Consider the following 26,560-nt stretch of genomic DNA (forward strand, 5'->3'; position numbering starts at 1 on the left):
GAAACACCCCTCTCAAAATTGGAAATATAGGAAATTGGAAACCGATGTCATCTGGGCTAACGAGATGCCCAACATAAACGCGGCGGCAACCGCATGCCGAATACGCGGTTGGAAGTCATTTGTCAATTGGCTCGAATTGGGCGCGAAAAACGAAATCGCCATGCCGATCAGGAGCAGCGCGACGATATAAGCATGATTCGCCGCGTAGATCGTCGCTTGCTCCAGGAATCCGCCAAAACCCATGCCCGCGAAATCCTGCAGGCTGAACATTTTGCGGAAGACGGCCCATGCCTCCGGCATGTCGTCGGAGACGAACAGAATTCGCGTTCCGACAACGCCCGCGAACGTTAGCGTCCAAGCAAGCGCAAACGGCAACTGCCATTTGTTGCGGTACATCATGTGGGACATGCAGACGAACACCCCATTAATGAGGCCCCAAATAATGAATTGCCAGCCCGCTCCATGCCAGAAGCCCGACACGAAGAAAGTCATCATGACCGAGAAATAAAAGTTGAAGCTTCCGCTGCCTTTTCGGTAGAAGCTTCGGAAAACATAGTCCGACAAAAACTTGGACAAGGTCATATGCCAGCGCTGCCAATATTCGCGGAAGTTTCTTGCCTTGTAAGGCGAATTAAAGTTATGCGGAAGCCTGATATTAAACATCAGCGCAAGGCCTAGCGCCATGTCCGCGTAGCCCGACAGGTCAAAATAATACGAAATGGAATAACCCAGCGAAGCGACCCATGACGTAAACGTATCCCCGGCGCCTACGTTAGCGTAGAAAGAAGCCGCATAACCGGTCAGCGGGTCGGCCAACATGATCTTCTTGGCGCAGCCCATCGAGAACAAGAAAATGCCTAACATCATGTTCGTCCCGTTGAACCGCAAGAAATTACGCTCGCGGTATTGGGGTATCATATCCTCGTGATGGACGATCGGACCCACGATCAACTGCGGGAAGAACGTGATGAACGTAAGAAAATCGATGATTGGCGTTTCCTTCGTTCTTCCCCGGTAACAATCGACCAGAAAAGCGATCAATTGGAACGTGTAGAACGATATGCCGAGCGGCAGCGCGATCTCCAGCAGCGGGAAAGCTCCTCCGCTAAGCAGGTTCAAGTTCTCGATCGCGAAATTCGCGTACTTGTAATAGCCTAGAAACCCGATGTTCAAAGCGATGCCGATAGTGAGCAGCAGCCGCTTGCGCCAAATGGCGCCCGCCTTGTCGGCTTTCGCGATCAGATTGCCGATCGCGAAATTCAAGAGAATATCCACGATGAACAGGAACACGAACGTGCCGCTCCCTTTCGCGTAGAACGCGATCGATGCCAACACGAGCCACAGCTTGGCCGCGTTCTTCCATCCGAGGCTGCCGAGGATCCGGTAACCGAGGAGCGTGACCGGCAGAAAAACAAAGATAAACGTATATGTAGAAAAAATCACGCCAAACCCTTCTTTCGCCGCTTTTTAATTCGGGATTAAATAAGCGATTTGATCATCCGGACATGAGGAATGTTCTCTTCCATAAACACTTCCGAATCCGTCTTGTAACCAACTCTCTCGTAAAATCCGGCCGCTTGCGTCTGAGCGTGAAGCTTGGCCTTGGACAAGCCCTGCTCGCGAGCGATCGCTTCGAGCGCCTCCATAACCGCTTTGCCGATCTGATGTTTCCGGAACTTCTCTCGCACGCAGATCCGTTCCAGCTTCGCGACGCCGTCTACAACCCGCACTCTGCCCGTGCCGGCAGGCTCGCCATCGTATGAAATGAGCACATGGCTCGATGCGTTCTCATGTTCGTCGATCTCCGCTTCGACGGGAACGCCCTGCTCCTCGACGAACACCTCGGTGCGGATCCGGTATGCTTTCTCCAGCTGTTCCTTATGTTGTACTCTCTCTGTTGTTAGCATGGCTACAGCCACTCCTTTCATGATTCCTTCTCCATTATAATGGCTTTGTCGACAATTGCCAAAACTAATGTCGAAAGCCGCCTAGGTATCGAAGGCTTCCCGGTCAAGCATTGAAGTAAGCACTGAATAGGCATATAATTACATGTAAAATTACGGAATGTGGAGGAGAAAACGCAAAATGAGCAATTTTCTCGCGTTAATCAAGAGGGGCAACACCTCATCAGGCATTGCGGCACTTGGCAATGCCGGACTTGCGATCATCAAGGCGATTGCGGCTTCGCTCAGCGGCAGCGGCACAATGTTCGCTTCCGCCATGCATACGGTGGCGGATGCCGTGAACCAGGGGTTCGTTTTCTTCGGAAGCGTGCTGGCGGAGAAGAAGCCGACGAAGCGATTCCCGACCGGTTTCGGCCGCGTCGTGAACTTATTCTGCATGGTCGCCGTCATCGTCGTCACGATCATGGCGTACGAGACGTTCCACAAGGGCATCAAGCTCATCGAGCATCCCGAGGAATCCACGAACTTCTGGCTCAACTTCTTCGTGCTGCTCATCGCCATTGTCATTGACGGTTCTATCTTGATCAAGGCGATGAAGGAGATCGTCAAAGAAACCCGCTCGGATGCAAAGGGTCTCGGCATTATTAACGCAGCGGTCCGCAATGCCGGACGCGCGGCTCCGCCGACCCGTCTCGTCTTCTATGAAGACATCGTCGCCACCTTCGGACAGCTGCTCGCTCTTGTAGCCGTCATATTGGCCGAATTTACGGACTTTAAAATTCTAGACGGCATCGCAACGATCCTGATCTCGTTCCTCATGATCGGCGTCGCGTTTAAGGTTGGTTATGATAACATGGTCGGCTTGATTGGCGTAGCCGCGCCGAAGGACGTGGAAGACCGGATCAGCGCCCGCATTCTCTCAGAGCCCGAGGTAACGGACATCGGCAAGATGCGTATCGTCCAAGAAGGGCGGACCTATCATGTGGAAGCCTATATCGAGCTGACCAAAGGCTTCTCCCTTTCCGAGGCCACGAAAGTCAAGAACCGCATTATTGGCAGCTTACTAATGGATCATGATATCGCCGACGTGACGCTCGGCATTATGGACGACGACGGCGTCATCAATTGGAGCCGTCCCGCGCCTCTTTGAGCAGAGACGTTTACGGAGCGCAGAAAAAGTGAGGGACAGCGTTATACAACGAAAAAAGATGGCTATCCCCTTCATCCTTTACGGTTGGGGACAGCCATCAATTTTAATTTAAAAACATGTTCACTCTCGCGATTATTATTTAGCGTATTTGGCAGTGCGGGAGTCTTGAATAACGCCCTTCCAATTCATGCCGAATGCAAAATTATAAGCGTTGCCTTCGGAATCGACATGCACTTCCATGTCGTGCGGAACGTCCTCGAATTGTTTTTCCACGGTTTCCATATCTTTTGGCATCTGCATCGGAAGAAGACCCGAAGGCTCGCGATTGCCGGACATAATATCCATCAACGCCTGATCTTGTACGCCGAAGTTCACCAGGATCGCGTCTGCAGACGATTCGAATTCTTTCACGACGACTGGATTATCCGTAAGCAGCGACACGATGACCGGCTTGCCGTTCATTGCTTTTTTCGTCTCTAATACCGATTCCAAATCCTTGATGTTGCTGGCTGTAACCGACTTGTTCAGATACGTGCGGTTCGTGAAGTCTTCCAGCGGATCTCCCCCGGCTATGCTTGTTGCGCGTGCTTGCGTAGCCTTATAAGTGCCATATTGAAGACTGATCGGCACATAACCGTTCCCTCCGGCAGCAAGGTCAGCTTTGTTATAGCCCGTACCGGTCTGCGGATTATCAATAAAGACAATGCCGTAATCGGCTTCCTCGGGCTTATCCGTCACATTGAAATATTTCTTCACGATTTCCATATTGACCGGGTAATCCACTTTCGAAGGAGTGACATTGTTAAACCATCCTACGGTTTCAGGGTAGAACTTCTTCGGAATGTACACCGTCGCTTTATCCTTAAGCGGCAATGCTTGATCTTTATTTTTCAGCATGACGATGGACTTCAATTGCGCTTCATAGCCGGCTTCCATAAACTCGGGATTGCCGACCGTCGCTACGGTTTCGTCTACATTCAAATAAGCGTTTTCGAACAAACCAACACGGAATATGTTTTTCAGCAAACGAACGGCCGATTGCTCGAAACGATTGCGCATGAAGGCTTCTCCATGTTCTTCTACGCCGATTTTATAAGCTTCGATAACAGGTCCAGCCTCATTATTGCCTCCGAACTGGTCAACGCCCGACATAATAACTTTGTAATGCCGTTCAGCAACCGTGAGCTCGTCAACCCCAAACGGCCTGCCCGAGAAAGTATCGACAGTTGGGCCGGAATCATCCGTAATGCCCCAGTCTGTCGTAACAACGCCGTCATAGCCGTATTTCGTACGAAGCAGATCGTTAATGATGTATGAACTATAAGAGTTTCCTACATTTTCGCCATTCTTCTTATCTTGGTCGTAGGAAATCGTATAGTATGGCATAACTGCCGAGGCGCTGCCCGTCTCGCCGTTTAACTTGAAAGCCCCGTTAACGAAAGGCAGCAAATGCTCCTCGAAATTGTTGCCCGGATACACTGCGAATTTGCCGTAAGAGAAGTGGGCGTCGCGTCCGCCCTCGCCCGATCCGCCGCCCGGCCAATGCTTGACCATAGCGTTAACGCTCGTGTAACCCCATCCGCCTGCAATTTCATTGCTTCCCTTAGAGGTCTGGAAGCCATCGACATAAGCGCGAGCCATATCGGTAGACAGGAGCGAATCTTCGCCGAACGTACCGTTAAACCGGCTCCAGCGCGGATCCGTCGCCATATCGATCTGTGGAGATAATGCGGTCGATATGCCTAACGCACGGTATTCTTGCGCGGCAATTTCCCCAAACTCCAGCGTCAATTCCGGGTCGAACGTTGCAGCGAGGCCAAGGGTTTCTGGCCACATGGAGATCTTCCCGCCTGCGCCGGCATTGTATTCGGTGCTCGCTACCGTCGTATGGCGCGGATCGGAGCTATTGTTTGCCGGGATGCCCAAACCTTCTCCTTCCACTAACGCCTGAACATTATTGTTCCAGCGAGCCGCGATTTCCGGACTTTCCAGCGTAGTAACGAGAACATGCCGCAAACTATCCTTCGTTAGGAAGCTCTTCTGGTCATCGGACAAGTCCCAAGGCTTAGCGCCGCTTTCCTTATAAGACTTCCCGTTATATGTACTGCCGCCAAAAGTTCCGCCCGGTACGGATTGATGACTGCTGTACAGCATAAGTCCCGCAATTAGCTCGACTGTCATTTGCGAAGCCAAGTTTTTGGCTCGCTCGTCCGCATTCAAGCGCCAATCTTCATAGGCGTCCAAGCTTCCGTTTTGATTCAAATCCTTAAACGCGTATCCTTCCTTCTCAACGATTGTCACTCCGGAATCGGTCGAGTACCCAAGTGTCGCTCCACCTTTGTTGACCACATAGCGAGTCGTGCCCGATACGGATTCGAACCACTTCTCATTGAAACCGATAATCAACTTGTCGATGATGGCGACAACCTCCGCGCGCGATAGGGTATCGTCATCGGATGGGGATGAACTTCTAGAAGCGACATTTTTCGCAATTTCCAAAATTTCGGATTTTGATTTGCCGAACAGCTTCGACAGCATCGTTGCCGCCTTGCCCGCTTGAAGCGATTGTTTCGGATTCGCCTCGTTGCCCTCGATTTCCAAGTAACCGGCTTCCTTCGCTTTCAACAGTTCATCGGCATACCATGCATTTGCTTTCACATCCGAGAAGGAGCCGTCCGATTTTTTCGCGAAACCGAAGAGACGGTTCATAATCGTAACAAACTCCGCAATCTTCATGTCCTCGTCAGGCTTGAACATGCCATTGGCATAACCGTTAATCATGCCCCTCGATGTCCATTTGACGATACTTTCGGATGCCCAATGTCCTTTGACATCTGCAAAAACCTTTAGATTAGCGTTTTCCGCCAAGGCAACTTGACTCATGGACGATAGAACAAGGCCCATGGAAAGGAACATTCCTGAAACAAGACGCACTCTTTTCTTCATATTCTTCCTCCCTTAGAATGGAACATAGCTTGTCGTAACCGGTTTCATTATAAGATAGTTTCGCAGATGGCAACTATTACGATTCGGACATCCTGTTATTACAATTCCGACCTTCTATTCGTAAGGATTCAAGTAGACGCGATTTTCAGGTACAATATACGAAAGCGATTTCATTACTCAAACTTCATTACCCATCCTGCATATTAAAGGTGATTCAGTCCCGTGCCATTACGAAATAATCTGCTTCTCAGATCCTTAAGATTCCAGCTTGTTACAGGATTTCTGATCGTGACCATTCCGGTCGTCATTCTTCTGTTTTTCAATAACCAATACGCCATTAAGGTTGTCCGCAATCAAATTGCCCAATCCAATCAGAATACCATTTCCTTATATATGAACCAGATAGACATGGGCCTTGAGGAAGTCGATAAATATTTATACACGATCGCGACCCAGGAGACGAACCTTAATTATTTGAAGCTTTGGGAGCGTAATCACCACCAGACTTACAATAAAGCCAAGATTCAAATATTTAAAAGACTATCGAAAGACATCGCGAGCTATAAACTTGCGGACATGTTTTTTGTCTACTCCGACTCCAATCAAGAATTGATCAAAACGTCCATGCACGGTTATTCATTCGAGGAACGGGAAGCGATTGCGGGCGGTATCATCGGTCTGCTCCAAGAAAAACCAGAGTATGGCCATCATTATTATGACTACTGGTCCGTCCTTCAGACGGATAGCGGAAACTTCTTGTACCATATTGTCAAATCGGGCACCACTTATGTAGGGGCAATCGTCAATGTCAAAAATGTGATGACCCCTTTTGATCTCGTCGATCTTGGCCCTCGGGGGAAAGCCGTCTTGACAACGTCCGAGGACAAACCGATGTCCGACGCCGAATTTTTCGCCGAGAATCCTAGCCTTCAATTATCCTATGAGAAACGAGAGTACACCCTGACAGGCCTTAACAATCGGTTTCTTATCGTAGGAGAACAGTCGCGCAAAGGTATGTTCAACTTAATCGCGCTCATCCCGAATGATGTCATTTTGGAAAAACTGCCTGTCTTGCAGCGCATTTTTTCCGTCTTATCCTTTGGTGCCGTCTTGCTCGTCATTTTGTTTCTATTTTTTTTACGAAAGGTTATATTGCATCCCATCCGAAATATCGTTTCCGCCATGCGGACGGTTTCCAGCGGCTTCATGGATTCCCGAATCGCGGAAAGAGCAACAAGCACGGAGATGGAAGTGATGAACAAAACGTTTAACAACATGGTCACGCAAATTCAAGCCTTGAAAATTAGTGTTTATGAGGAGCAGTTGAACCATCAGAGGGCGGAGCTTAAGCAGCTGCAGCTGCAAGTGAATCCCCATTTTTTCCTCAACTCGCTGAACATTATTTATAATCTTGCGCGCGTCAAAGACTTTGAGCTTATCAAGGATATGTCGATGTATCTAGTCAAATATTTCAGGTATACGTTCCGAAGCGGGATGGCTCTTGTCGAACTGAAAGATGAAATCGATCATATCCGTAACTACTTGAACATTCAGGAGCTCCGGTTTCCGGGCCAGCTGTCTTTCCGAATAGCGATTCCGGATAACTTGCTGCATCATCCGATCCCGCTGCTGGTCATTCAACCGTTCGTCGAGAACGCGATCAAACACGCCTTTATTATGGATAAACCTCTTCATATCGAGATTAACGTAAATGAACAGCCAGATTCCGTTCTGTGCATCATCGTTCGGGATAACGGCAAAGGATTTCCCGCGGAGGTTTTGGCCAGATTGCTCGATGAACAACCCCTCGTCAATGAACAAGGCGAACATATTGGAATATGGAACGTTCAGCACCGTTTAAGATTAATGTATACGCACGAGCAGTCGCTGCTGACCGTAACGAACGATCCGAATCGAGGGGCGCGCATTGAAATACGACTGCCTCTGGGCGGAGGAAATAAAAGGAGCGCTTGACTTGTACCAATTACTTATTGTGGACGATGAAATTCATGCAATTAGAGGCATTGAGGCTGAATTGGAATGGAACAAGCTCGGGATATCCAAGCTTCATACGGCTACCAATGCCCGTCAGGCTAAGGAAGTGTTCGACAACCATCCGATTGATGTGATGATATGCGATATTGAAATGCCGGAGGTTAACGGACTGCAGCTGGTGGCCTGGGTGAAGGAGTTCTATCCATCTGCGGAATCGATCTTTCTTACTTGCCATTCGGAATTTCATTACGCGAAAGAAGCTATCCATTTAGGAAGCTTGGAATACATACTGAAACCGGCCCCCGCTTATGAACTGGAATCGGCCATCGCGAAGGCTATCGACAAAATACACGCAGAACGCGAGCAACATACGTTTCATGAGATTCTTCAAAAGTATCACAAGCTGTGGTCCATCCATCAACCCTTAGTGATCGAACGGTTCTGGTCCGACCTGATTCATCAGAACATCCCTTCTCATCCCGAAGCGATCGAAAAGGCGCTTGCTAGTCTGGAAGTCCCTTCCATGAGCAATTCGCTGTTTCTGCCTATCTATATTAAAGTAGAAAGATGGCATAAAGCGTGGACAAAAAGAGAAGAAAAGATAATGGAATATGCCCTTCGGAATGCGGCGGAAGAAGTGATTCTCGAACATTGCGCGCGAGGGCAGGCTTTGCCGCTCAGCGGCGGAGAGATCATATGCATGCTGGCAACGGACGGTACGGGTGTGAATCCAATAGATAGGGAGCAGCTGGCATCTGTGTGCCGCGATTATATTGTATCGTGCAATCAATACTTTTATTGCGACTTGTCCTGCTATATCGGCCATCCGGTTGCCATTCAAGTAGTCGTTGGCATGTTGAACTCGCTGTACGAACGGGAAAGACGCAACGTCGCCGAACACAATCGGGCGATCCTACTGGATAAGGCGGAGTTTTCGCCATCTGCTTTTGTTCTGCCGGAGATGTCAGTAATCGATAAGGTAATTCGATACATAGCCGATCACCGGGATCAGAACCTTACGAGGGAGCTAATCGCGAATCATGTGTTTTTGAATCCGGACTACTTAGCCCGAATCTTCAAGAGGGAAACCGGATTATCCATCATGGATTATTTGACGGAAGAACGAATGGGCTTAGCCAAAAAACTGCTAGCGCAAACCGATCTGCCTATAAGCAGCATTGCGGAGAAGGTCGGCATCCCTAACTTCTCCTACTTTTCGAAGCAGTTCAAGAAGTATATGAACATGAGTCCGCTGGAATACCGTCACCAGAAGCTCGGAGGTAGATGATCTCGTGTCTTTCACGCATTCAAAAACGATAATGTCCATAACAGCTCTATTGTTGATTTTGCTCTCCTTGACGGGATGCATACGGGATGCGCCCAAATCCCATACCGAGCATAAACCGTTATCCGACGGCTCCTTGCCGGAAATTTCATTAGTCCTAAGAGTTGAACAAGCAAGTCGAGACCTGGCCGAAGTCCAAAACGAGATGAACAAAATATTGGCTGATAAAATTGGAGTCCAATTAAAGCTGGTCCCTATTCCATCCGATAGTTATAACCAGCAATTAAACCTCATGCTGCTAAAAAATGAACCTCTCGATTTATTTGTTACGGTAACCTCGGATGAGATTAACCATATGGTGCTGAATTGGCTGCTTTATCCCCTTGCTGATCTGCTTGACAGCTCTGGACCGGATATTAAGCAAGCGATTGGCATCCCTTTGTTGGACAGCCTGAAGATAAACGGAGACATTTACTCGATTCCGAGCGTCAGAGATTGGGCTACAAGCTACGGTATCATTATGCGAAAGGATCTGGCAGACAAACATCGTATCGATCCAGCTTCCATTCGGACGATGGATGATGTTGAGAAGGCTCTGCAAACGATCAAAGAACGGGAGCCGGGTATAGTCCCGATTGTTCCGTTCCAGCCATCGTCGATTTATTCAGGCTTAAGCGGCGGTACATACGACCGTTTGGAAGACGGTCTGGGCATTCTGCCCGATTATGACAATGATTTGAAGGTAGTGAACTTATATGAGACCGACGATTACTCAAACGCTATTAATCGAATCCGCAGCTGGTATTTAGCGGGATACGTGGCCAAGGATGCCGCGGTGAGCTCTGATAACGGCAGGGAATTGGTCCGGGCGGGAAAAGCATTCTCCTATTTCACGCCTATCAAACCAGGGGTGGAAGAGCAAGAATCAAGATTGACCGGCAAAGCGATGATAGCGGCTCCGCTCACTTCGCCGACGATGACATCAAGCACGATCAAATTGTTCGGAATGAGCTTATCCGCCCGAAGCCAGCATCCCCAGAAGGCAATGGAGCTGCTCAATTTATTGTATTCAGACAGCGCATTGCTCAATTTATTAAACTACGGGATCGAAGGCAAACATTATATCAAGAAAACGGATCAGGTCATTGCTTATCCCCCAGGCGTTGATTCCTCCGATCTCGGCTATTCGTTTCACAATTATGAAGTCGGCAATCAATTCATATCAAGCATCTGGGAGACGGATGACCCGGACATTTGGAAGAAGATGAATGTATTTAATCAAAAGGCCAAAAAATCAAAGGCTCTTGGATTCTCATATGATGCAAATCCTGTGGGAACTGAAATTTCCGCTGTGCAGGAGGTGTTAGACCGATATCTCAGCGGTCTCGAAACGGGCACGCTCGACCCGGCAGAAACATTGCCGGAGTTACAGACCGCGCTGAAAGCTGCCGGTATCGACAAGATCATCGCCGAGAAGCAAAAACAGCTTGATGAATGGGCCAAACAGCAGTAAAATGAGAACGAATTTCATATCGCCCGTTCAGGGGAGGCTTCTTATGTCCATCGAATTGGATTTTACGATTATTCGCAGCTTCTATCATATTTCGCCTCAAGGATTCGATGTACCACTTGCCGAGATGCCGGCTGTGGATCTGCTGGACCAAGCCAAAGCCAAGGAGGTGCTGGAGCGAACCGGGGAGCTATGGAAAGCTTGCGGCAACGAACTGCCAGTCTCGTATATCGGCATGACGATGTTCAACTTTTGCGTGACTTCGCTGTTCTTCTCCGCGAGAGATCAGGTATGGCCGAAGTTCAAGCTGAAGGATATGACGTTCCAGATGGAGCAGCATGACGATCACGCGCATGTCGGTTATAAACTCGATCGGCTTGAGCTTGTGCCGCTTCCGCAGAGCCGTGAGGAACGCGACACGTTCTTCCGCGCGGCATGGCCGGAATGGATCCGGGAGATGATCAAGCCGTTCATCGAAAGCGTCGCGCATGCGGGCGGATTAAAACCCGAGATGATCTGGAGCCAATTCGGCGCCCAGCTCTTGTCAACCATCGACTATGTGAGCAACCATCTCCAAATGCCGGACCTCGTCGAACGTATTCAAGGCGACTTAACCGTGTTGCATGAACTGGAGCCGGAACTGTTCGGACGCAGACGCAACCCATTCGTACATACTCGCAGATATATCGAGAATCCTTGGTCGCCGCCGGACGGCACATTTATTCTCCGCTCTTCCTGCTGTATGTTCGATCATCGCGAAGACGGGGAGAAATGCTACAACTGCCCTCGTATGTTGCCGGAGGAGCGCGAAGAACGCAAAAAGCTCGTTCTCGCGGAAACCCAATCATAATCAAAGCCGACATTCCCCAGCTGGAGAATGTCGGCTTTTTGTTCAACCGCGGCATCTATGAATCGCATGTGCGTAATTACGTGCCGAATCGTTGACGGTACCCGCACTTCCGGCATAACTCTTCGACAGCCTCTCTTCTGGAGAAGCCGTCATAAATCTTCGTCGCGCGATCCCCTTCCACGATGTCGGCGAAGTCGGCCTGATGGATATTGCCCAAATTAATGACGCCTTCCCCATCCAGGCAGCAAGGGATTACCGTGCCGTCGATTAATACCCCCGCCTGATTGCGAAGCGCGTGGCAGAAGCCCTTCCCATCATCCTCGGGCTCCTTTAAATCCGGCCACTTGAACTCCGGGTCTTGATTCAGATAGATGCGGTCCGCGATCTTGACGCCCGTTCCCGGCTTAAACTTCTCCTCGATTCGATAATCGAGTCCGTACGCCTCCTCGATCATACCGAGCAGCTCCCTGTTCTTATCCCGCTGACGGTTGACGTCATTGTCCATGTCCAAATTCCACAAGCGGTAGGAAACGATCAAATCGCTTTGTTCGGTCGCTTCGCGCACGAAGTCGAGTATCGACGCCAAATAACCTGCTTTATCCTTCGAGCCCGCATGCCCGTCGAAGCTGTGCAAAGAGAAATTGATTTGGCGCAAGGCCGGTTTGCCAAGCAGCTTTGCTTTATTTTTGGAAATGAGGGTGCCGTTCGTCGTAATGTTGACCTTGAACCCCTTCTCGTGGCTAATATCGAGCAGCTCGTCCACCTTTGGATGCAGCAGCGGTTCGCCTTTCACGTGGAAATAAATATAATCGGTGAACGGCTTCACCTGATCGAGCGTCTTGGAAAAGTCCTCGACGGATATAAAACCTTTGGCGCGCTGCGTCGGCGGACAGAAATGGCAAGAAAGATTGCAGATGCTCGTCGTTTCGATATAAAATTTTTTGAATCGTTTCATTGGTTGCGCTCCATTGATCATGATTGCGATACTGTTATTCGAATCCGCCTTCCAAAAATCGCGATCGGATTTCTTTGGTCGGCAGAAGGCAAACATCCGACCGGCCGAACCAGCGATATCGGTTGCGAGCGATCAGATCGTAAACGGCATCCCTTATCGGCGCCGGTATAAGAATGAGTCCGAAAGCTAGCGAACGCCAGCCGCCCAGTGCTCTCCAAACGCGAAGCGCCGCTCCGGATTTGGTCGCGTAACGGCCATCCTTCAGCAGCACGAACGTATTCAGCGAATTCCAATCATCCGAATAACCCGCTTCCTTCAGCATTCGCTGCCCGACCCTCGATTGCAGAGCCGCGAAGCGGAAATGCGCTCGTTTGTCGTGTTTAACCAGGTATCGGGTGATATGTTGGCATAAATGGCATTCGCCGTCGATCAGAATGACCGGATGATGGTTCCCTTCCATCTCAGGCGCGTAACGATCCATCCCCATGTGAATGCAGCTCCTCCATCATACATTCGCTCCACTCATCGTATCATAAATCGGGTAGGGATGCACTTGACCGCGGTTGTCGCATGTACTATAATCAAACGAACCGAATATGGAAATGGAGTTCTAGGGTTCCGCGGCGCATGCGCCGGTCTGGTCCGAGGGAACGCGCGCGATCTCAATCGATCGCGAATGACACGGAGGGACAAAAGCCCGGGAGATATCGTAGCGATATTTCTAGGGCTTTTTTTATTTGTCCGGGATGAAATCCCCCTCCCCTGATCCATGCTAGGGATATTGAAATGAACGAAAGGAGAGAAACAAACATGACAACTTCGCAGAACAAGAATTGGCTTTTGGTCGTACTGGCCGCCTGTTTCGAGGTCGTTTGGGTCATCGGACTGAAGCATGCGGATAACATGCTGGAGTGGAGCGCTACCGTAATCGCGATTGGCGTCAGCTTCGGATTGCTCCTCTACACTTCGAAGAAGCTTCCGACAAGCACCGTATATGCCGTCTTCGTCGGTCTTGGCACGGCAGGCAGCGTCGTGGCCGAGATGCTCTTGTTCGACGTGCCTTTCCACTGGGGCAAAATTGCACTTATAGCGCTGCTGCTGATCGGCATTATCGGACTAAAGACCGTTACTCACGAGCGGGATGAGAACGGAGATCAAGAATCGAATGATCCCGTACAATCGAAAGCATCGAATAGGACAAAAGCTTCTTCAGGAGGGAATAGGATATGAGCTGGATCTATATCATTCTCGCCGGATTGTTCGAGGTTGCCGGCGTCGCCGGCATTTCGGAGCTGAACAAGCGGATTTCGGCAGCCAACGTCACGTTAATGATCGGTGGCTTCCTTGTCAGCTTCGTCTTTATGTCGCTGGCGATGCAGGATCTTGCCATGGGGACGGCCTATGCGGTCTGGACGGGAATCGGCACGGTCGGCAGCGCGATCGTCGGCATCCTGTTCTACAAGGAACCAAAAAGCTTCCTTCGCTTGTTCTTTATCGCGCTCGTCTTATGCAGTGTCATCGGGCTTAAACTGATCGGATAACCGAATCGAGAAAATAAGCGAACACCCCTTCAGAAGGCGCCGCGGCTCCTTCATAAGGGGTGTTCGTTCTTTTAATCACGCAACCGAAATCAAAACTCGTTTTTTGGTTTTCGCGGCTGCGGCTTTACCTTGTTCTGCACCGGCGGCAGATGCCGCATGCTGCGGTGCATCGGACCTTTGCAGATCGGGCATTGCTGTTCCGTTGCCGCGAACTCGTCGCGGACCCATGCCTTGCATTCCGCGTTTTTGCATTTCCATATCTTCGTAGGTTTTAAGTTCGGTTTGGTGTCGTCGCTAGTTGTCGTCACGTGGGGTTCGTATTCCTTTCTGATTGCAAAACAAAGTCATGCAGTTTTAGAGGTTGTTCAAAAAGCCCACTTTTGATCACGAAGTATACCAGGCGGTGTATTCGGCATCGAATCTTGAATTCAGCCGGAACTTCCGGTGCTCACGTAGCTATCACTACGCTCCGCTCCTCATTTCCTAGCTTCATCCAACCTTCTCGGTGCTAAAAACCGGACTTTTTGAACATGCATTTTAAGACGTTAAGTAAACGGGAATAACACAAACAGGCTTCGAGGCTTCGGCCGTGAGGCCGGTGAATGCCAGGGTGCCGTCGCTCTCGCTTACCCGATAGGTGACAAGATTGTTGCCGTCGCGATTCGCCGCGATCAAATAATTCCCGTTCGGAGTCAACGCGAAGTGTCTAGGATGGCCGCCTTCAGTCGAAATATGCTGAGTCGTCTTCAGCTTGCCGGTATCTTGATCCAACTCGTAAACAACGATGCTGTCATGTCCGCGGTTGGATCCGTATAGATAATTCCCGTCGCGAGAAATCGCGATTTCCGCGCAGCCGTTCTCGCCCTCGAACGAATCCGGCAGCGTGCTGATCGTCTCCAATTCGGTTAGCAAACCTTGCTCCCCATCATAACGAAATGCCGTAACGGTCGAATCCAGCTCATTGATGACGTAGGCGAAGCTTCCGCTCGGGTGGAACACGAAGTGGCGCGGCCCCGCTCCTGCGTGAACGACGGTCTCGTTATGTTTCGACAGCTTGCCTGCTTCAGCATCGAGACGATATGCCACGATACGGTCGAGTCCAAGATCCTGCACGAATAGGAATCGGCCATCCGGGCTGTAGAAGCTGGAATGCGGATGTGGCCTGTCCTGCGGCTCCTCGTCAGAGCTTCTTCCCGTATGCTGGATCACGTCGATCACTCCGCCGATCGAACCGTCGGCTTCGATCTCGGATAACCCGATCATGCCGCCATGATAGCTGGTTACGGTCAGGAAGCGGCTCTCCTCGTCCCGTTGGATATGGCAGGTCGTATTGTCGACCGTCCAGGCCCGGTTAAGCTCCGTCAATGCTCCCGTTTCCCGATCGATAGCGAACGAGACGGCTTCACCGACCTTTTTCCCATGCTCGTTGACCTTATCCGCAATGGCATATAGGCGTCCGCGAGCGGCATCGACGTTCAGGAATGTCGGATTGCTTAATCCGCCGTATTCGTATTGCAGCGTTAAGCTGCCGTCAACCTCATTGCATCTAAACACTTTAACCCCATGATCCGCATCCCCGGCGTATGAGCCGACGAATACGAACAACCGTCCTTCTTGGTTTGCCAATGCTGTTCCTCCCCGACTAACGTGTTCTATTGTGCGCAGGCGGTATGGGTACCATACCTCTGGTTATCGTTCCGCCCAAGCCCGTCTGAGCGTCTCCAAAAAGACCTCTGGCTGCTGAGCGCCGGAAATCGCGAATTTGCGATCGATGACGAAGAAAGGAACGCCTCGGATGCCGAGCTTGTTTCCTTCTTGCTCCTGGCTTCTGACCGTATCCGCATATCGATCGGAACCAAGCACTTTCTTCGTTTCTTCAAGATCGAGCCCGACTTCCGCCGCAAGCTCCGAGAGCTGATCTAGGTCGTCGATGTTGAGATTGTCCGTAAAATAAGCCTTGAGCAGCCGCGCGGACATCTCCTTGCCTTTTCCTTGCTCCTCCGCGTAATGCGACAGCCGGTGCGCGTTAAACGTATTCAGATTCAACGTCCCTTCCAGCCGGAACGGAAGCCCAACGGCAGCCGCCTGCTGTACTACCCCGTCGCTGGACGCTTTGGCCTGCTCCATGCTCATGCCGTATTTGCGCGAAAGCATTTCATAAGTCGTCATGCCGGCGGACGAGTCCGTATTCGGATCGAGCTCAAAGCTGCGCATCTCCGTCACGACGCTGTCCTTGTGCTCGAAGGCGGCCAGCGCGCTTTCGAATTTTGTTTTGCCGATATAGCAGAACGGACAAACGTAATCCGACCATATTTCGACTTTCATTACCGCACCTCCCTGTTATGTACCGATTTATTATAGCATGTTCTGATACCGTCTACGAATGCGCGCGCGGGATAGCCAAAAAAAAGCATGACCTCCGAGCAGCTGCTTGCTGCCCGTCGATCATGCTTCATAAATTAAACGGCGAAAATATGTCTTCCGATTTTGCCAACTTGCTTGCGCGACCAGATCCACGATGAAGTTGCCGTATCCGGGTTAAAATAATACAAGGCCCCGCCCGTCGGATCGTAGCCCCGCACGGCTTCCAATGCCGCGCGATACGCCGTTGCGTCCGGCTTCATGTAGTACTGACCGTCGTCGACCGCCGTGAACGCACGCGGCTGTTCGATCACGCCTTTTACCGTATTCGGGAAGCTCGGCGACGCCAGTCGGTTCATGACGACAGCGCCTACTGCGACTTGCCCTTCGTACGGTTCACCTCTTGCCTCGCCGTAAATGATGCGCGCAAGCAGATCCAGCTCGTTTCTGTTCACGGAAACTTTTTTGAGCATCTCCCATGTGGCTGGTCCCGCAATTCCGTCTGCCCTAAGACCGTAATCCCTTTGGAACAGCAAAACCGAATGGCGAGTGACCGCACCGTAATAGGACGTCAATTGTTCATTGAAGTAGCCCAGCGTCTTTAATCGATATTGAAGATCCGGCACATCCGTACCCTTCGATCCGTATGTCAGCGTTGCCGGTCCGGCAGCCGATGCGGGCTGAAGCACGGTACCAAGCGTCAATGCGAGCAGGACGGCAAACATTACGCCCGCTCGTGCGATAGAAATTCTATTTTTCATTCGGCTTCATGCCTCCTAATTGTAATCGTTATGATAAAGTGCCAGGCGACTCGTTCGAGTGTATCATAGCCATCCAGCAAATGTAACCGAAAAACAAAAATTACATAAAATTGCTATTCGGAAATTTCTAATTATTTTCCGGCCCAGTTTCCTGTTGTTCCCTTATGTTGCCGTTGTTACAATAGAAGCAGTTGACCCGAGGAATGACGTTAAGGAGGCAACGCATTTGAACCTGATCAAACAGAAAGATCGCGAGGAGCTGGACGCCAAGCTGCCGTCGATGCCTTGGTTTATCGAGCAATTCATCCAATACAAGCTGCCTGATCTGTCGCCGTCCTCGCTCGTGGAATATATGCGCGATTACGAGACGTTTATGAAGTGGCTTATGGCCGAAGGGCTGACGGAAGCGCGGACGCTTCGAGAGGTGAAGCTCGGCGAGCTGGAAGTACTTAAGATGGAGAGCATCGACAACTATCGCATGTTTCTGTCGACGCATAAGCCGGAGCGCAACAACCGGACGACGATCTCCCGGAAGCTCTCCTCGCTCCGCTCCTTATTTCATTACCTGAGCCAGATTGCCGAGGATGACGACTTTTACCCGCTTCTCAAGCGGAATGTCATGGCCAAAGTGACGATCAAGCGGACGCATAAGCCGAAGGATACCGCCGCCAAGCTGGAGGGCAAGTTGTTGCAAGAGGAAGAAATTGCGGAGTTCATGGCCTACGTGAAAGTGTATTATGGCACGGATGTCACAAGTAACAAGCAGGCACTGCACGCCTTCGAGCTGAATCACGTACGGGATGCCTGCATTATCGGCTTTATACTGCATTCCGGACTCCGCGTCTCCGAGCTCGTAAATTTGAACGTGGACGACATCGATCTGAAGAAGAAGCTGTGTTACGTCTATCGCAAAGGCAAAAACGACGACACGTTCAAAACGCCGGTTTATTTCCGCCATGACGCGATCGAAGACTTAACGGGCTATCTGGCCCTTCGCGACACAAGGTACAAAGCACCGCGCAAGGAGAAGGCGCTTTTCCTCGCGATCGCGAACGGCAAGAACGAAGGCTCGCGCATGACGAAACGGGCCATTCAAGCCATGGTCATCAAGTACGCGAAACGGTTCGGCAAACCTTATTTGTCCGTCCATAAGCTGCGGCATTCCTTCGCGACGGACTATTATTTGCAGAACGATATATACAAAACGCAGGAACAGCTTGGACACGCTTCGCCCGAGACGACGCAAATCTATGCGCATCTGACCGACAAAACGATGGCCGAAGCGATCGATCGAAGACAAAACGAGGGCAAGACGGATTGACGCAGCCGCTGCGCCATCCGCTTGCCCTCGTTTATTCAAGCTCGAAGCTTATAACTCCATATCGACAGGCGTAATGCCTTCTTCTACCGCAAACTCGAAGTCTTCGATATCGTATACCTGTACCGGAACTTCCGCTTCGATCAGCTTATCCTGGAATTCGAATTGATCGGATAGCAGCGGCACGTTCAGCTTCAGGCTCGAAAGCAGAAGCTCCGTCTCCACCGGGTCGAACATCTCGCCGTATTGCGCGTTATCCACCGCATTGACGATCGTGAATTGGATCGTTTCGTTAAGCAGAAGCGGCGCGCTTTCGCGCCATGGCACCTGAAGCGCCTTTTCGATCTTCTTCCGGTTCAAAGAATCTTCGAAGAACTGGATCAGTTCGTTAATTTTGGACTTGACGTGAAGATCATCGTCCGGATCGTCCATGACGGGTTCCGTGCTGTCGCGCATATCGTACAGCTCCGCGATCGAAGTATATGGGATGACGTAATCAACGGGACGACTCGGGACGAGCAGATGCCCATACGTGGCTACCATCACTGCTTCTATTACAAACCGTCGACGCATGGCTTCTCCCCCTTGTTTTGCGCATCGTGAAATAATTTTGCTTGCGTTTCCTCTTATTATACAATATTCCGTAGGCTGTACAAGATAGACATTCGCCAAATTTGCCATCCCGGAAGGCGCGAAGGTACAATAAAGGGAGTGTCGTTTCACTCCGTTCCGCAAGAACGGAAGCATCGCTTCCAGGAGGTCATCATACGTGTCATTGGAATCCGTTATTATTATCGGCGCCGGACCTTGCGGGCTCGCCGCTGCCATCGAGCTGCAGCAAGCCGGCTTGAACCCGCTTATCATCGAGAAACGCAATATCGCCTACTCCATCTCGCAATATCCGACCTATATGCATTTCTTCAGCACTCCGGATCGGCTGGAGATCGGGGATATTCCGTTCACGACGGCGAACGAGAAGCCGTCCCGTCTCGAAGCTCTTCATTATTACAGAACTGCCGCCCAGCGGCATGGCATACGCATCCGGCCCTACGAGACGATTACGTCTGTCTCCAAACGCCCGGATGGCAGCTTTACGTTAGAAGGTCAGGATCGGTTCGGCGAACCGCTTGCCTATCATTGTTCGAACGTCATCATCGCGACCGGATACTTCGACCATCCGAACCTGCTAGGCATTCCAGGGGAAACCTCGGATAAGGTCAGCCATTTCTTTCGGGAAGCGCATCCCTATATCGGCATGGAAGTCGCGATCATCGGAGGAAGCAATTCCGCAATCGACGCGGCACTCGAGCTGGAACGGGTCGGCGCGCGCGTAACGATCGTCTACCGCGGTCCCGACTATTCCCGCAGCATTAAGCCTTGGGTTCGTCCTTCTCTCGAAAACAAAGTAGACAAAGGCTTTATCGGCATACGTTTCTCATCCAGAGTCATCGAGATCCGCCCGAGAAGCGTTCGGATCGAATCGCCGGACGGTACCGAGGAGATCAAGAACGACTTCGTGCTCGCTTTGACGGGCTTCCACCCCGACCGGGGGTTCTTGACCGCTTCCGGGGTCACGATGGAAGCGGAAGGTTATCCGACCTTCAACGAAGAGACGATGGAAACGAACGTACCCGGGATTTATTTGGCCGGCGTCGTTGCCTCGCGCCACGAAGCGAACGAAATTTTCATCGAGTCGGGCCGTTTCCATGGACGCAAGATCGTTGCGCATATGACAAGTTAGAGCTGTGCGGGCGTCCAACGCAACAAAACCGGGTTCCGATTTCGGAACCCGGTCTTTGTTGCGTAGGGAGAATGCCCTCGCCTGCGAGGGCATTTGTTCTATTTTCTGCGTCTCTCGGCCCAGCCGCGCTTCGAATCCCCCTGCTTATCCACCCAGCTTCGATGCTGATCCAACCGCTCCGAAACCGGATCCGCTCCCCCGTACCTTGCAGCTTCGTAGTCGCGCACGAAATCCGTGACATTGCTAGGATGGCCGTCCTTCCCATTCCAGTCTGCAAGCGTGTCGGCTGTTTCTCTTGGCGTAAGGTGCAGCTGCGGGACAAAACCTTTGCGGATCTCCGCTTTCAACCATTGCCGATACAGCCAGCGCATCCTTTCCTTGCCCGAGGAGAGTTCTTCCCACGCCGGTTCGCGTTCTCCCCCGCTCCTCTTGCGGAGCTTAAGCTTGTCCCGGTATTTCTCGCGCCATTTGTTTAACGTCATTAAACTTTCGGTCTCGTCCGTGTAAGCGCCGTCTTCCTTAGCCATCACGAGCTGCCTTCGAAGCAGCTTGTCCATCCACTTCCGCATCAAGGCGGCGAATTTTTTCCCCAGCCAATAGAGTACGAAGACGGCGGCGATAACGATTGCGATCGTCACGACGATTCGCATGACTTGCTCCAGCCATACAAGAAACGGCGAAGGCTCGGCAGCTTCCATCGGAGGCAGCATGTTTGGCGGCTGCTCCGCCGGAGGCTCTGGCGGCGCTTCCGTGCTTTCGCCTCTGTCGAACAAGCTCAACAATCTGCTAAGCCCTTCTCTTAGGTTATTTTCGACCCATTGTTGGATGTGACGAAACGCCGAGAAAAAGAGGATCAACAAAGTAAGCCCAGCGAGCAGCAAACGATTGCGTTTTTTGGCTGTTAACAGGGTTTGGGATTTGGATTGATCAACTGATTCGCCCGTCAGATGGCGGTCGTTTACGATATTCAAGCCGAGAATAAGCGCAGCCATTCCGCAGGCGATGACCCAAAACCTGATTGCCGCGAGCTCATGCAAAAGTAAATACGATAAAGGCACGATAACGACATAAATCATGATTCCGACAGCCATGTATGCGGAGTTGAACGAATGCTGCCAACCGTTGCGGATCATCGCGGCTCCGCGTTCCGCGACAAGTAGTCCGCAGATAAGCGAAACGATTCCATAAAAGCTGTGCGATAAGCCCTCCCCAATAATGCCAACCGCCGCGGTATGAACGCTAGCGATGCCAAGCGAAACCAACCACCGCACGATAATCCGCGTCCTTGGCCATCGGTCCGCCGTCAAGGCGCCTGCCATATAGGGAATAAGCAACGACATCAACCATGGAACGGCAAGACCGCTCGGGAACAAATAAACGCCAAGCGTCAGAAACAAGGGCATATAAAATAATAGCTCCGTCATCCCTCGGCCAATATGGTTGACCCAAACGTATGAAGCCGCGTTTTCGTTCATGCGCCGAGCCCCCTGTCCGAAGAAGCCGCTGTCAATTCCTTCGCCGAAGGAAGCTGCCATACGGTAACGGCATTCCCATGCCTGCGCAACAGCTCGGCCTCGCGCTCCAGCTCGTCGTTCCAGTAGGCGGAGATGATCAAAGCGTCAATCCCGTTGTAGCCGATCGCCGACTCGCGGCCTAGCAACGAGACAAACGGTTCGCTTCTCTCGAGCTTCAGCTTGGCCATCAACTCGTTCAACCTATACAGCTGTTCGTGACCGCTTCGCGGCTGCTCGCGTACGGAATCGAGCTCGCCTTCCACCGCCATGTTCGCCGTGAACCCCACTTCCATGCCTTCGCCGATCACCGCAAGCGCCGCTCCGGCCGCCCATTCGATGCCAAGCTCGATGACCGCTTCGTTCGTTACCGAACGCCACATGCCCTCGCCGTCTTCAACGTTCAAATAAATCATAAGCGAACGATTGGCGGTGTAATCATATTGATGAACCTGCAGAGCCCCGGTTCTGGCCGTTGCCTTCCAGTTCACCTGCCGATAGGAATCGCCGGGCTGGTAAGCGCGCGCGCCCGCCACGACGAACGGATCCGGCACGATGAACCGCCGCACCTGCGTCTCCCCTTGCCAGCTATGATGAGGCAGCTCGTGCACGGGCACGTCGGCAGGCTTCGGATAGACGAGCAGTTCCCCCTGCAGGGGCACTTGAAGCGAGACGCCCATGCCGCCGAGCAGATCGCCGGCCGTCATCGTAATCGAGTTCAGCCGATACCAGCCTCTCCGCGTAGGCGTCAACCGGTGCGTGCGCGTCAGCTTCGTATACGGTGCCATGCTGAATAAGCTGCGATGGTTCTGGTAATGTTGACCGCTGCTAACCGCGAAGTTATCGCTGCCGCGGAATTTAAGATACGCGGAAAGCTGCGACTCGGCGCGCAGCCAAGGCACGGGCAGCCACTTCTCGTTCGACAGCTGTTCGATCAGCTCGATCTCTTCTCCGCAAACACAGGCGTTTTTCTGGAATTTTCTCGAATACCGCAAGCCTTTGAGCGCATGGCGCCGGAATAAAATGCTTTGCAAATAGACGACAACTCCCGCCGTCAATAGGAACCAGAAGAAGATCATGCCGCTAACCCGTGCGGACGGTTATTCCGGCTTCCGCCGGCACTTCCGCCTGCCGCAAAATCTCGTCGACAATTCGTTCCGCCTCTCCTTGCCGGCCTCTAGCCATCCCGCGAAGCGAAAGGCGATGGCTCATCACCGGCTTCGCCATCGCTTTCACATCGTCAGGCGTGACGTACTCTCTGCCCTTTAAGATCGCATGCACCTGCGCCGCACGCAGCAGCGCTTGGCTGCCGCGCGGGCTTACGCCGATGGCGACGTCTTCCCGTACGCGGGTGCGCTCCACGAGCTGGAGCAAATATAGCAGAACATCATCGTGAATGCCGACGGATGAAAAAGCCCGTTGGGCGGCTTCGATCTCGGCCGGGCCGGCGACCGGCTGCAGCTCGGCAAGCGGATCGGCCGATTTGAACCGCTTCAGCAGCGAAAGACCTTCTTCGTTCGTCGGATATCCCATCTTGATTTTGAATAGGAAACGGTCTAGTTGGGCTTCCGGCAGAGGGAACGTGCCTTGATGCTCCACCGGATTCTGAGTCGCGATGACCATGAACGGGCGATCCAGCCGCTTCGTCTCTCCGTCGATGCTTACCTGGCGCTCTTCCATGCATTCCAGCAGGCTGGACTGCGTCCGGGGCGTTGCCCGGTTAATCTCGTCCGCGAGCAGCAAATTCGTGAATAACGGGCCTGGGCGGAATACGAAATCGTGTTGCTTCTGATCGTAGAAGTGTATGCCGCTGAGATCCGACGGCAGCAAGTCCGGGGTGAATTGAACGCGTTTGAAATCCAGCGACAACGATTTGGAGAACGACTTTGCCAGCATCGTCTTGCCGGTACCCGGCACATCCTCGAGCAGCACATGTCCCGAGACGATGAGGCCGATCAACAATTGATCGATAACGTCTTCCTTGCCCACGATTACTTTCGCGATGTTCGTTTTGACCTCTTGCGCTAACGTTCTGATCGGTTGGTATGACATCGAAGCAGCAGTCCCTTCGTCTTATTGGCTTTTCCCAGCCCGTTCCCTTTGCAGCTTGCGCAGCTCGCTCCAGCGGATCAACCGGATGCCTTCGTCCTCCAAGCACTTCTTAATCTCTTCATCCTGGAACAACCGATGCTCCATGTCGCGTTTCTCCGGCTCCAAATGGAAGACGTTCAACTCGTCGCTTGCAAGGGACGGATGAATAATGAGCTCCGTTACGCCCGGCTGCAAACCTGTCAGTACCTCTTTCATCGCGGATTTGAAGGAGTCGTACGTCTCGCCCTCCTGCAGCCGGAACGGAAGTCCGATCAAATAATCCAGGATGACGACGCCTTTCGAATCGGCGAGGGAGGCAACTTGCCTAGCTTGCTCTTCCATTTCCGGCGGCGCGACTTGCCCGGGCTCCGTCGTAATGTACCTTGGCAGCCGGAACGGCAATCCGTACTCCGCGCAGACGTCCAACACCTCCGCCATAAAATGTTTCCCAGTTTGGAGTCCATAGAGGCTCCCCATATGATTATCCGCGTGAGACGGCGCCATGCCTAACGCAAGCGCACGTTCGATTTGGCTGATCAGCTCGATCCTAACCTGTTCCGAGTCCGCCTGCAGTTCGAATGTCTTCGTATCGGCAGGGAAATAACCTTCGTTCGTGACGAGCGAAGAGACGTCCGCATGTCTCGTGACGGGCCCCCATTTGTACGGCTCCCACTCGCTCGTGAACGTGAAGTGGATGCCAACATCCAGATTCGGCCGTTCGGCGCTCCATAATGCCGCTTCGCGCGCCCAGGCGCATGGCATCATAAGCGTCGCCGAAGAAATAACGCCTTTCTCCAGCAGCTCCTGAGCCGAGAGATTCACTGCATGACATAAGCCGTAATCGTCCGCATTCACGAGCAGCAACCGATCGCTTTCGTTATACCCTAACGCTTTCGCAAGACTCATCTGATCTTCCTCCTAATACACAGGTTTGTGTTTGGCGATCCATTCGCAGCCATAGGCGCTGCTATCCACGATGCCCGAGAGCACCTCCGGACCGTCGAGCCCTTCACGGAAACGCAGCGCGAAGTGCAGTGCCACGTCCAGCAGCCTCAGCTTCATCAGCGTCGGCAGCAGCTTCCTCTCCTCTGCCGTTAACTCCACGATTGACAGGAACGCATCCGCGACGAGTGCGAGTTTCTCGGAGCTGCCGGCGGCGATTTCCCGTTTCAACAGATCAACCATTAAGACCGCTAATTCCATGGCCCGCGAATCGACCGTGACGAACTCGAAGTCGAGAATCCCTGCAATGCGGTCGCCGGTGCTTAACGCGTTGCCGAAGCAGATATCGCCATGGATCCATTGGCGAGGCAAACCTGCCACGTCTTCGCAAGCTCTGAGCACCGTCTCTCGCTCGTTCTGCAAATAACCAAACTGCTGAGCCTGCTCCCTTAAATATTCCGACATATTCGCTAGACCAAGAAAAGACGGCTTGTCCATGGCGGCGTAAGTCTGTCCTAACTCGTAATAAGCACTGTATTGCGGCATGCGATCAAGCTTAACGCCGCTAAGAACTTTGCAGAGCTTCCCTGTCGCCGCTCCCAGCGATGAAACATGCGCGGAGTTCTCAGGTGTCGGCCTTACTCCCTCGATATAGCGGAACACGCAAGCGAGCTTGCCGTCCTCCAGCATGGTGACGGAGTCCCCGGCTTTGTTCGGCACCGGCTCAGGCACTTGAAAGTCGAGCTTCTCCCGCGTAAGCGCCTTCAGCATATCGTGTTCAAACCTGACGGTATCCGCGTCCCCGTGGTTATTGTAGATGCGAAGCACGTATTTCTTTTCTCCGCTGCTCACGATTCGCGTTGTATTGTTCATTCCGCTTGCCCCGGCTTCGGCAATGCAAGGCGCTTGCCACCGGTACCGGCCGAGCGCGGCTTCGATTTGTTCTTCGATGCTTGTCAAATTGCCGCTCCTCTCGGTGTCTGTTCGCTACGAGTCTCCGCGCAGCTTGCTTAATCGGCCGCCGAGCTGCTCATGCCAGCTTGCGGCCAGCTCCTTCACGGCCAGCAGCTTCTCGATGGCGGCAACGTTTTCTTTCTGGTGATACATAATTCGGTTCGCTTCCATAATCGTCATTCCCGCCGGATGGCGCTGAACGATGTTCAGTCGCTCGCCGGAAGCGATTCTCCCGGGTCTCAGCACGCGAAAATAAAAGCCGGAGTACCCCGTCTGCTGCACGAGCGAAGGCAGAATCGGCAGTTCGTTGCGCAAACCCAGCTTGAAGCAAGGCTGCCTAGGCTGGCTTACCTGCAACCGTATTTCGTTTCCTTCGATGATATCGCCGATGCATAAATCTTCTTCCGTCCACCCGCCGATGGTCATATTTTCTCCGAACGAGCCTGCAAAGAACGGACGTCCGAATTGCGATTCCCAATAGGGATACCGCTCGGCGAAATAGGCGCAGATCGCTTTGTCCGGTCCGCCATGATTGATCGTATCCCCTTGACCGTCGCCTTCGATGCCTTCCGCGCCAGCGAATCGTTCATCGCTTACCGGTTGCTTAAAGATGCCGCTGAGCACCTCCTTCGAGCCATGCGCGATCATGGCCGGCATGCCGATCTGCAGCGAAACGATCGATGGAGCGATCGCCTTTTCTATCATGGGCTTTTTCCTCCCTCCCTATGTTCTATCCCTATTATTA

Annotated in this window: 25 protein-coding genes and 1 riboswitch; of the genes, 9 read left to right on the plus strand and 16 right to left on the minus strand. The window is 52.1% G+C overall.

Features of this window, described 5'->3' with window-relative positions; translation table 11 throughout:
- Positions 1-12: 12 nt before the first annotated feature.
- Entirely contained in the window at positions 13-1,443 is a 1,431-nt protein-coding gene (locus RB620_RS01145; protein ID WP_308091670.1) for an MBOAT family O-acyltransferase, read from the minus strand.
- 35 nt (positions 1,444-1,478) lie between these two features.
- Positions 1,479-1,928, minus strand: a complete 450-nt coding sequence (locus RB620_RS01150; protein ID WP_308091671.1) for a GNAT family N-acetyltransferase — start codon at positions 1,926-1,928, stop codon at positions 1,479-1,481.
- A gap of 157 nt (positions 1,929-2,085) precedes the next feature.
- On the opposite strand from RB620_RS01150, the gene RB620_RS01155 reads away from it, so the two are divergent.
- Positions 2,086-3,054 (plus strand): cation diffusion facilitator family transporter, encoded by a 969-nt coding sequence (locus tag RB620_RS01155; RefSeq protein WP_308091672.1) that lies wholly within the window; start codon positions 2,086-2,088, stop codon positions 3,052-3,054.
- 135 nt (positions 3,055-3,189) lie between these two features.
- Here RB620_RS01155 and RB620_RS01160 read toward each other — a convergent pair whose 3' ends face one another.
- Positions 3,190-6,000 carry a glycoside hydrolase family 3 N-terminal domain-containing protein gene (locus RB620_RS01160; RefSeq protein WP_308091673.1) on the minus strand — a complete coding sequence of 937 codons (2,811 nt, stop codon included), beginning with the start codon at positions 5,998-6,000 and terminating at the stop codon, positions 3,190-3,192.
- A gap of 222 nt (positions 6,001-6,222) precedes the next feature.
- On the opposite strand from RB620_RS01160, the gene RB620_RS01165 reads away from it, so the two are divergent.
- From RB620_RS01165 to RB620_RS01180, 4 genes are all read left to right on the plus strand, one after another.
- Complete coding sequence (locus RB620_RS01165) at positions 6,223-7,974, plus strand: sensor histidine kinase (RefSeq protein WP_308091674.1); 1,752 nt, start codon at positions 6,223-6,225, stop codon at positions 7,972-7,974.
- Position 7,975: 1 nt separating this feature from the next.
- Positions 7,976-9,283: a response regulator transcription factor gene (locus RB620_RS01170; protein WP_308091675.1), complete on the plus strand. Its 1,308-nt coding sequence runs from the start codon at positions 7,976-7,978 to the stop codon at positions 9,281-9,283.
- Positions 9,284-9,416: 133 nt separating this feature from the next.
- Positions 9,417-10,793 carry an ABC transporter substrate-binding protein gene (locus RB620_RS01175; RefSeq protein WP_308091676.1) on the plus strand — a complete coding sequence of 459 codons (1,377 nt, stop codon included), beginning with the start codon at positions 9,417-9,419 and terminating at the stop codon, positions 10,791-10,793.
- A 43-nt stretch (positions 10,794-10,836) separates the two neighbouring features.
- Positions 10,837-11,640: a (2Fe-2S)-binding protein gene (locus RB620_RS01180; RefSeq protein ID WP_308091677.1), complete on the plus strand. Its 804-nt coding sequence runs from the start codon at positions 10,837-10,839 to the stop codon at positions 11,638-11,640.
- A 76-nt stretch (positions 11,641-11,716) separates the two neighbouring features.
- On the opposite strand, the gene RB620_RS01185 is transcribed toward RB620_RS01180, so the two are convergent.
- Together RB620_RS01185 and RB620_RS01190 are read right to left on the minus strand one after the other, a co-directional pair.
- A complete protein-coding gene (locus RB620_RS01185) occupies positions 11,717-12,595 on the minus strand; it encodes a radical SAM/SPASM domain-containing protein (protein WP_308091678.1) in 879 nt (292 codons plus the stop codon).
- A gap of 34 nt (positions 12,596-12,629) precedes the next feature.
- Complete coding sequence (locus RB620_RS01190; RefSeq protein ID WP_308091679.1) at positions 12,630-13,082, minus strand: thiol-disulfide oxidoreductase DCC family protein; 453 nt, start codon at positions 13,080-13,082, stop codon at positions 12,630-12,632.
- Between the two features lie 112 nt (positions 13,083-13,194).
- Positions 13,195-13,301: riboswitch (guanidine-I (ykkC/yxkD leader) on the plus strand.
- A gap of 104 nt (positions 13,302-13,405) precedes the next feature.
- Here RB620_RS01190 and RB620_RS01195 point away from each other — a divergent pair.
- Both RB620_RS01195 and RB620_RS01200 read left to right on the plus strand, forming a co-directional pair.
- Positions 13,406-13,825, plus strand: coding sequence for a DMT family transporter (locus RB620_RS01195; RefSeq protein ID WP_308091680.1), 420 nt, complete (start codon positions 13,406-13,408; stop codon positions 13,823-13,825).
- Complete coding sequence (locus RB620_RS01200) at positions 13,822-14,136, plus strand: DMT family transporter (protein ID WP_308091681.1); 315 nt, start codon at positions 13,822-13,824, stop codon at positions 14,134-14,136. The genes RB620_RS01195 and RB620_RS01200 overlap by 4 nt, the downstream gene beginning before the upstream one ends.
- Positions 14,137-14,225: 89 nt before the next feature.
- On the opposite strand, the gene RB620_RS01205 is transcribed toward RB620_RS01200, so the two are convergent.
- The 4 genes from RB620_RS01205 to sleB form a co-directional block, all read right to left on the minus strand.
- Positions 14,226-14,444, minus strand: a complete 219-nt coding sequence (locus tag RB620_RS01205; RefSeq protein WP_308091682.1) for a cold-inducible protein YdjO-related protein — start codon at positions 14,442-14,444, stop codon at positions 14,226-14,228.
- Between the two features lie 229 nt (positions 14,445-14,673).
- A complete protein-coding gene (locus RB620_RS01210) occupies positions 14,674-15,762 on the minus strand; it encodes a lactonase family protein (protein WP_308091683.1) in 1,089 nt (362 codons plus the stop codon).
- A 63-nt stretch (positions 15,763-15,825) separates the two neighbouring features.
- Positions 15,826-16,461, minus strand: a complete 636-nt coding sequence (locus RB620_RS01215) for a DsbA family oxidoreductase (RefSeq protein WP_308091684.1) — start codon at positions 16,459-16,461, stop codon at positions 15,826-15,828.
- A gap of 134 nt (positions 16,462-16,595) precedes the next feature.
- Positions 16,596-17,258 (minus strand): spore cortex-lytic enzyme, encoded by a 663-nt coding sequence (gene sleB / locus RB620_RS01220; protein ID WP_308091685.1) that lies wholly within the window; start codon positions 17,256-17,258, stop codon positions 16,596-16,598.
- Between the two features lie 226 nt (positions 17,259-17,484).
- Here sleB and xerS point away from each other — a divergent pair, with 226 nt between their 5' ends.
- Positions 17,485-18,579 (plus strand): tyrosine recombinase XerS, encoded by a 1,095-nt coding sequence (gene xerS / locus RB620_RS01225; protein ID WP_308091686.1) that lies wholly within the window; start codon positions 17,485-17,487, stop codon positions 18,577-18,579.
- Between the two features lie 48 nt (positions 18,580-18,627).
- Here the strand turns inward: xerS and RB620_RS01230 are convergent, their stop codons facing one another.
- Positions 18,628-19,149: an ADP-heptose synthase gene (locus tag RB620_RS01230; RefSeq protein ID WP_308091687.1), complete on the minus strand. Its 522-nt coding sequence runs from the start codon at positions 19,147-19,149 to the stop codon at positions 18,628-18,630.
- Between the two features lie 202 nt (positions 19,150-19,351).
- On the opposite strand from RB620_RS01230, the gene RB620_RS01235 reads away from it, so the two are divergent.
- Entirely contained in the window at positions 19,352-20,317 is a 966-nt protein-coding gene (locus tag RB620_RS01235; RefSeq protein ID WP_308091924.1) for a YpdA family putative bacillithiol disulfide reductase, read from the plus strand.
- 98 nt (positions 20,318-20,415) lie between these two features.
- Here the strand turns inward: RB620_RS01235 and RB620_RS01240 are convergent, their stop codons facing one another.
- Genes RB620_RS01240 through RB620_RS01265 form a run of 6 tightly spaced genes read right to left on the minus strand, consistent with a single transcriptional unit; the run spans position 20,416 to position 26,520 of the window.
- Complete coding sequence (locus tag RB620_RS01240) at positions 20,416-21,792, minus strand: DUF4129 domain-containing protein (RefSeq protein ID WP_308091688.1); 1,377 nt, start codon at positions 21,790-21,792, stop codon at positions 20,416-20,418.
- Positions 21,789-22,907: a DUF58 domain-containing protein gene (locus tag RB620_RS01245; RefSeq protein ID WP_308091689.1), complete on the minus strand. Its 1,119-nt coding sequence runs from the start codon at positions 22,905-22,907 to the stop codon at positions 21,789-21,791. Before RB620_RS01245 ends, RB620_RS01240 begins: the two co-directional genes overlap by 4 nt.
- 4 nt (positions 22,908-22,911) lie before the next feature.
- On the minus strand, positions 22,912-23,880 hold the full coding sequence (locus tag RB620_RS01250; protein ID WP_308091690.1) for an AAA family ATPase: 969 nt from the start codon (positions 23,878-23,880) through the stop codon (positions 22,912-22,914).
- A 21-nt stretch (positions 23,881-23,901) separates the two neighbouring features.
- Positions 23,902-24,825 carry a polysaccharide deacetylase family protein gene (locus tag RB620_RS01255; RefSeq protein WP_308091691.1) on the minus strand — a complete coding sequence of 308 codons (924 nt, stop codon included), beginning with the start codon at positions 24,823-24,825 and terminating at the stop codon, positions 23,902-23,904.
- 12 nt (positions 24,826-24,837) lie between these two features.
- Entirely contained in the window at positions 24,838-25,821 is a 984-nt protein-coding gene (locus tag RB620_RS01260; protein WP_308091692.1) for a phosphotransferase, read from the minus strand.
- A 27-nt stretch (positions 25,822-25,848) separates the two neighbouring features.
- On the minus strand, positions 25,849-26,520 hold the full coding sequence (locus tag RB620_RS01265) for an MOSC domain-containing protein (RefSeq protein ID WP_308091693.1): 672 nt from the start codon (positions 26,518-26,520) through the stop codon (positions 25,849-25,851).
- Between the last annotated feature and the right edge of the window lie 40 nt (positions 26,521-26,560).

It is taken from the genome of Paenibacillus sp. LHD-117, from assembly GCF_030929555.1.
GTDB lineage: Bacteria > Bacillota > Bacilli > Paenibacillales > Paenibacillaceae > Pristimantibacillus.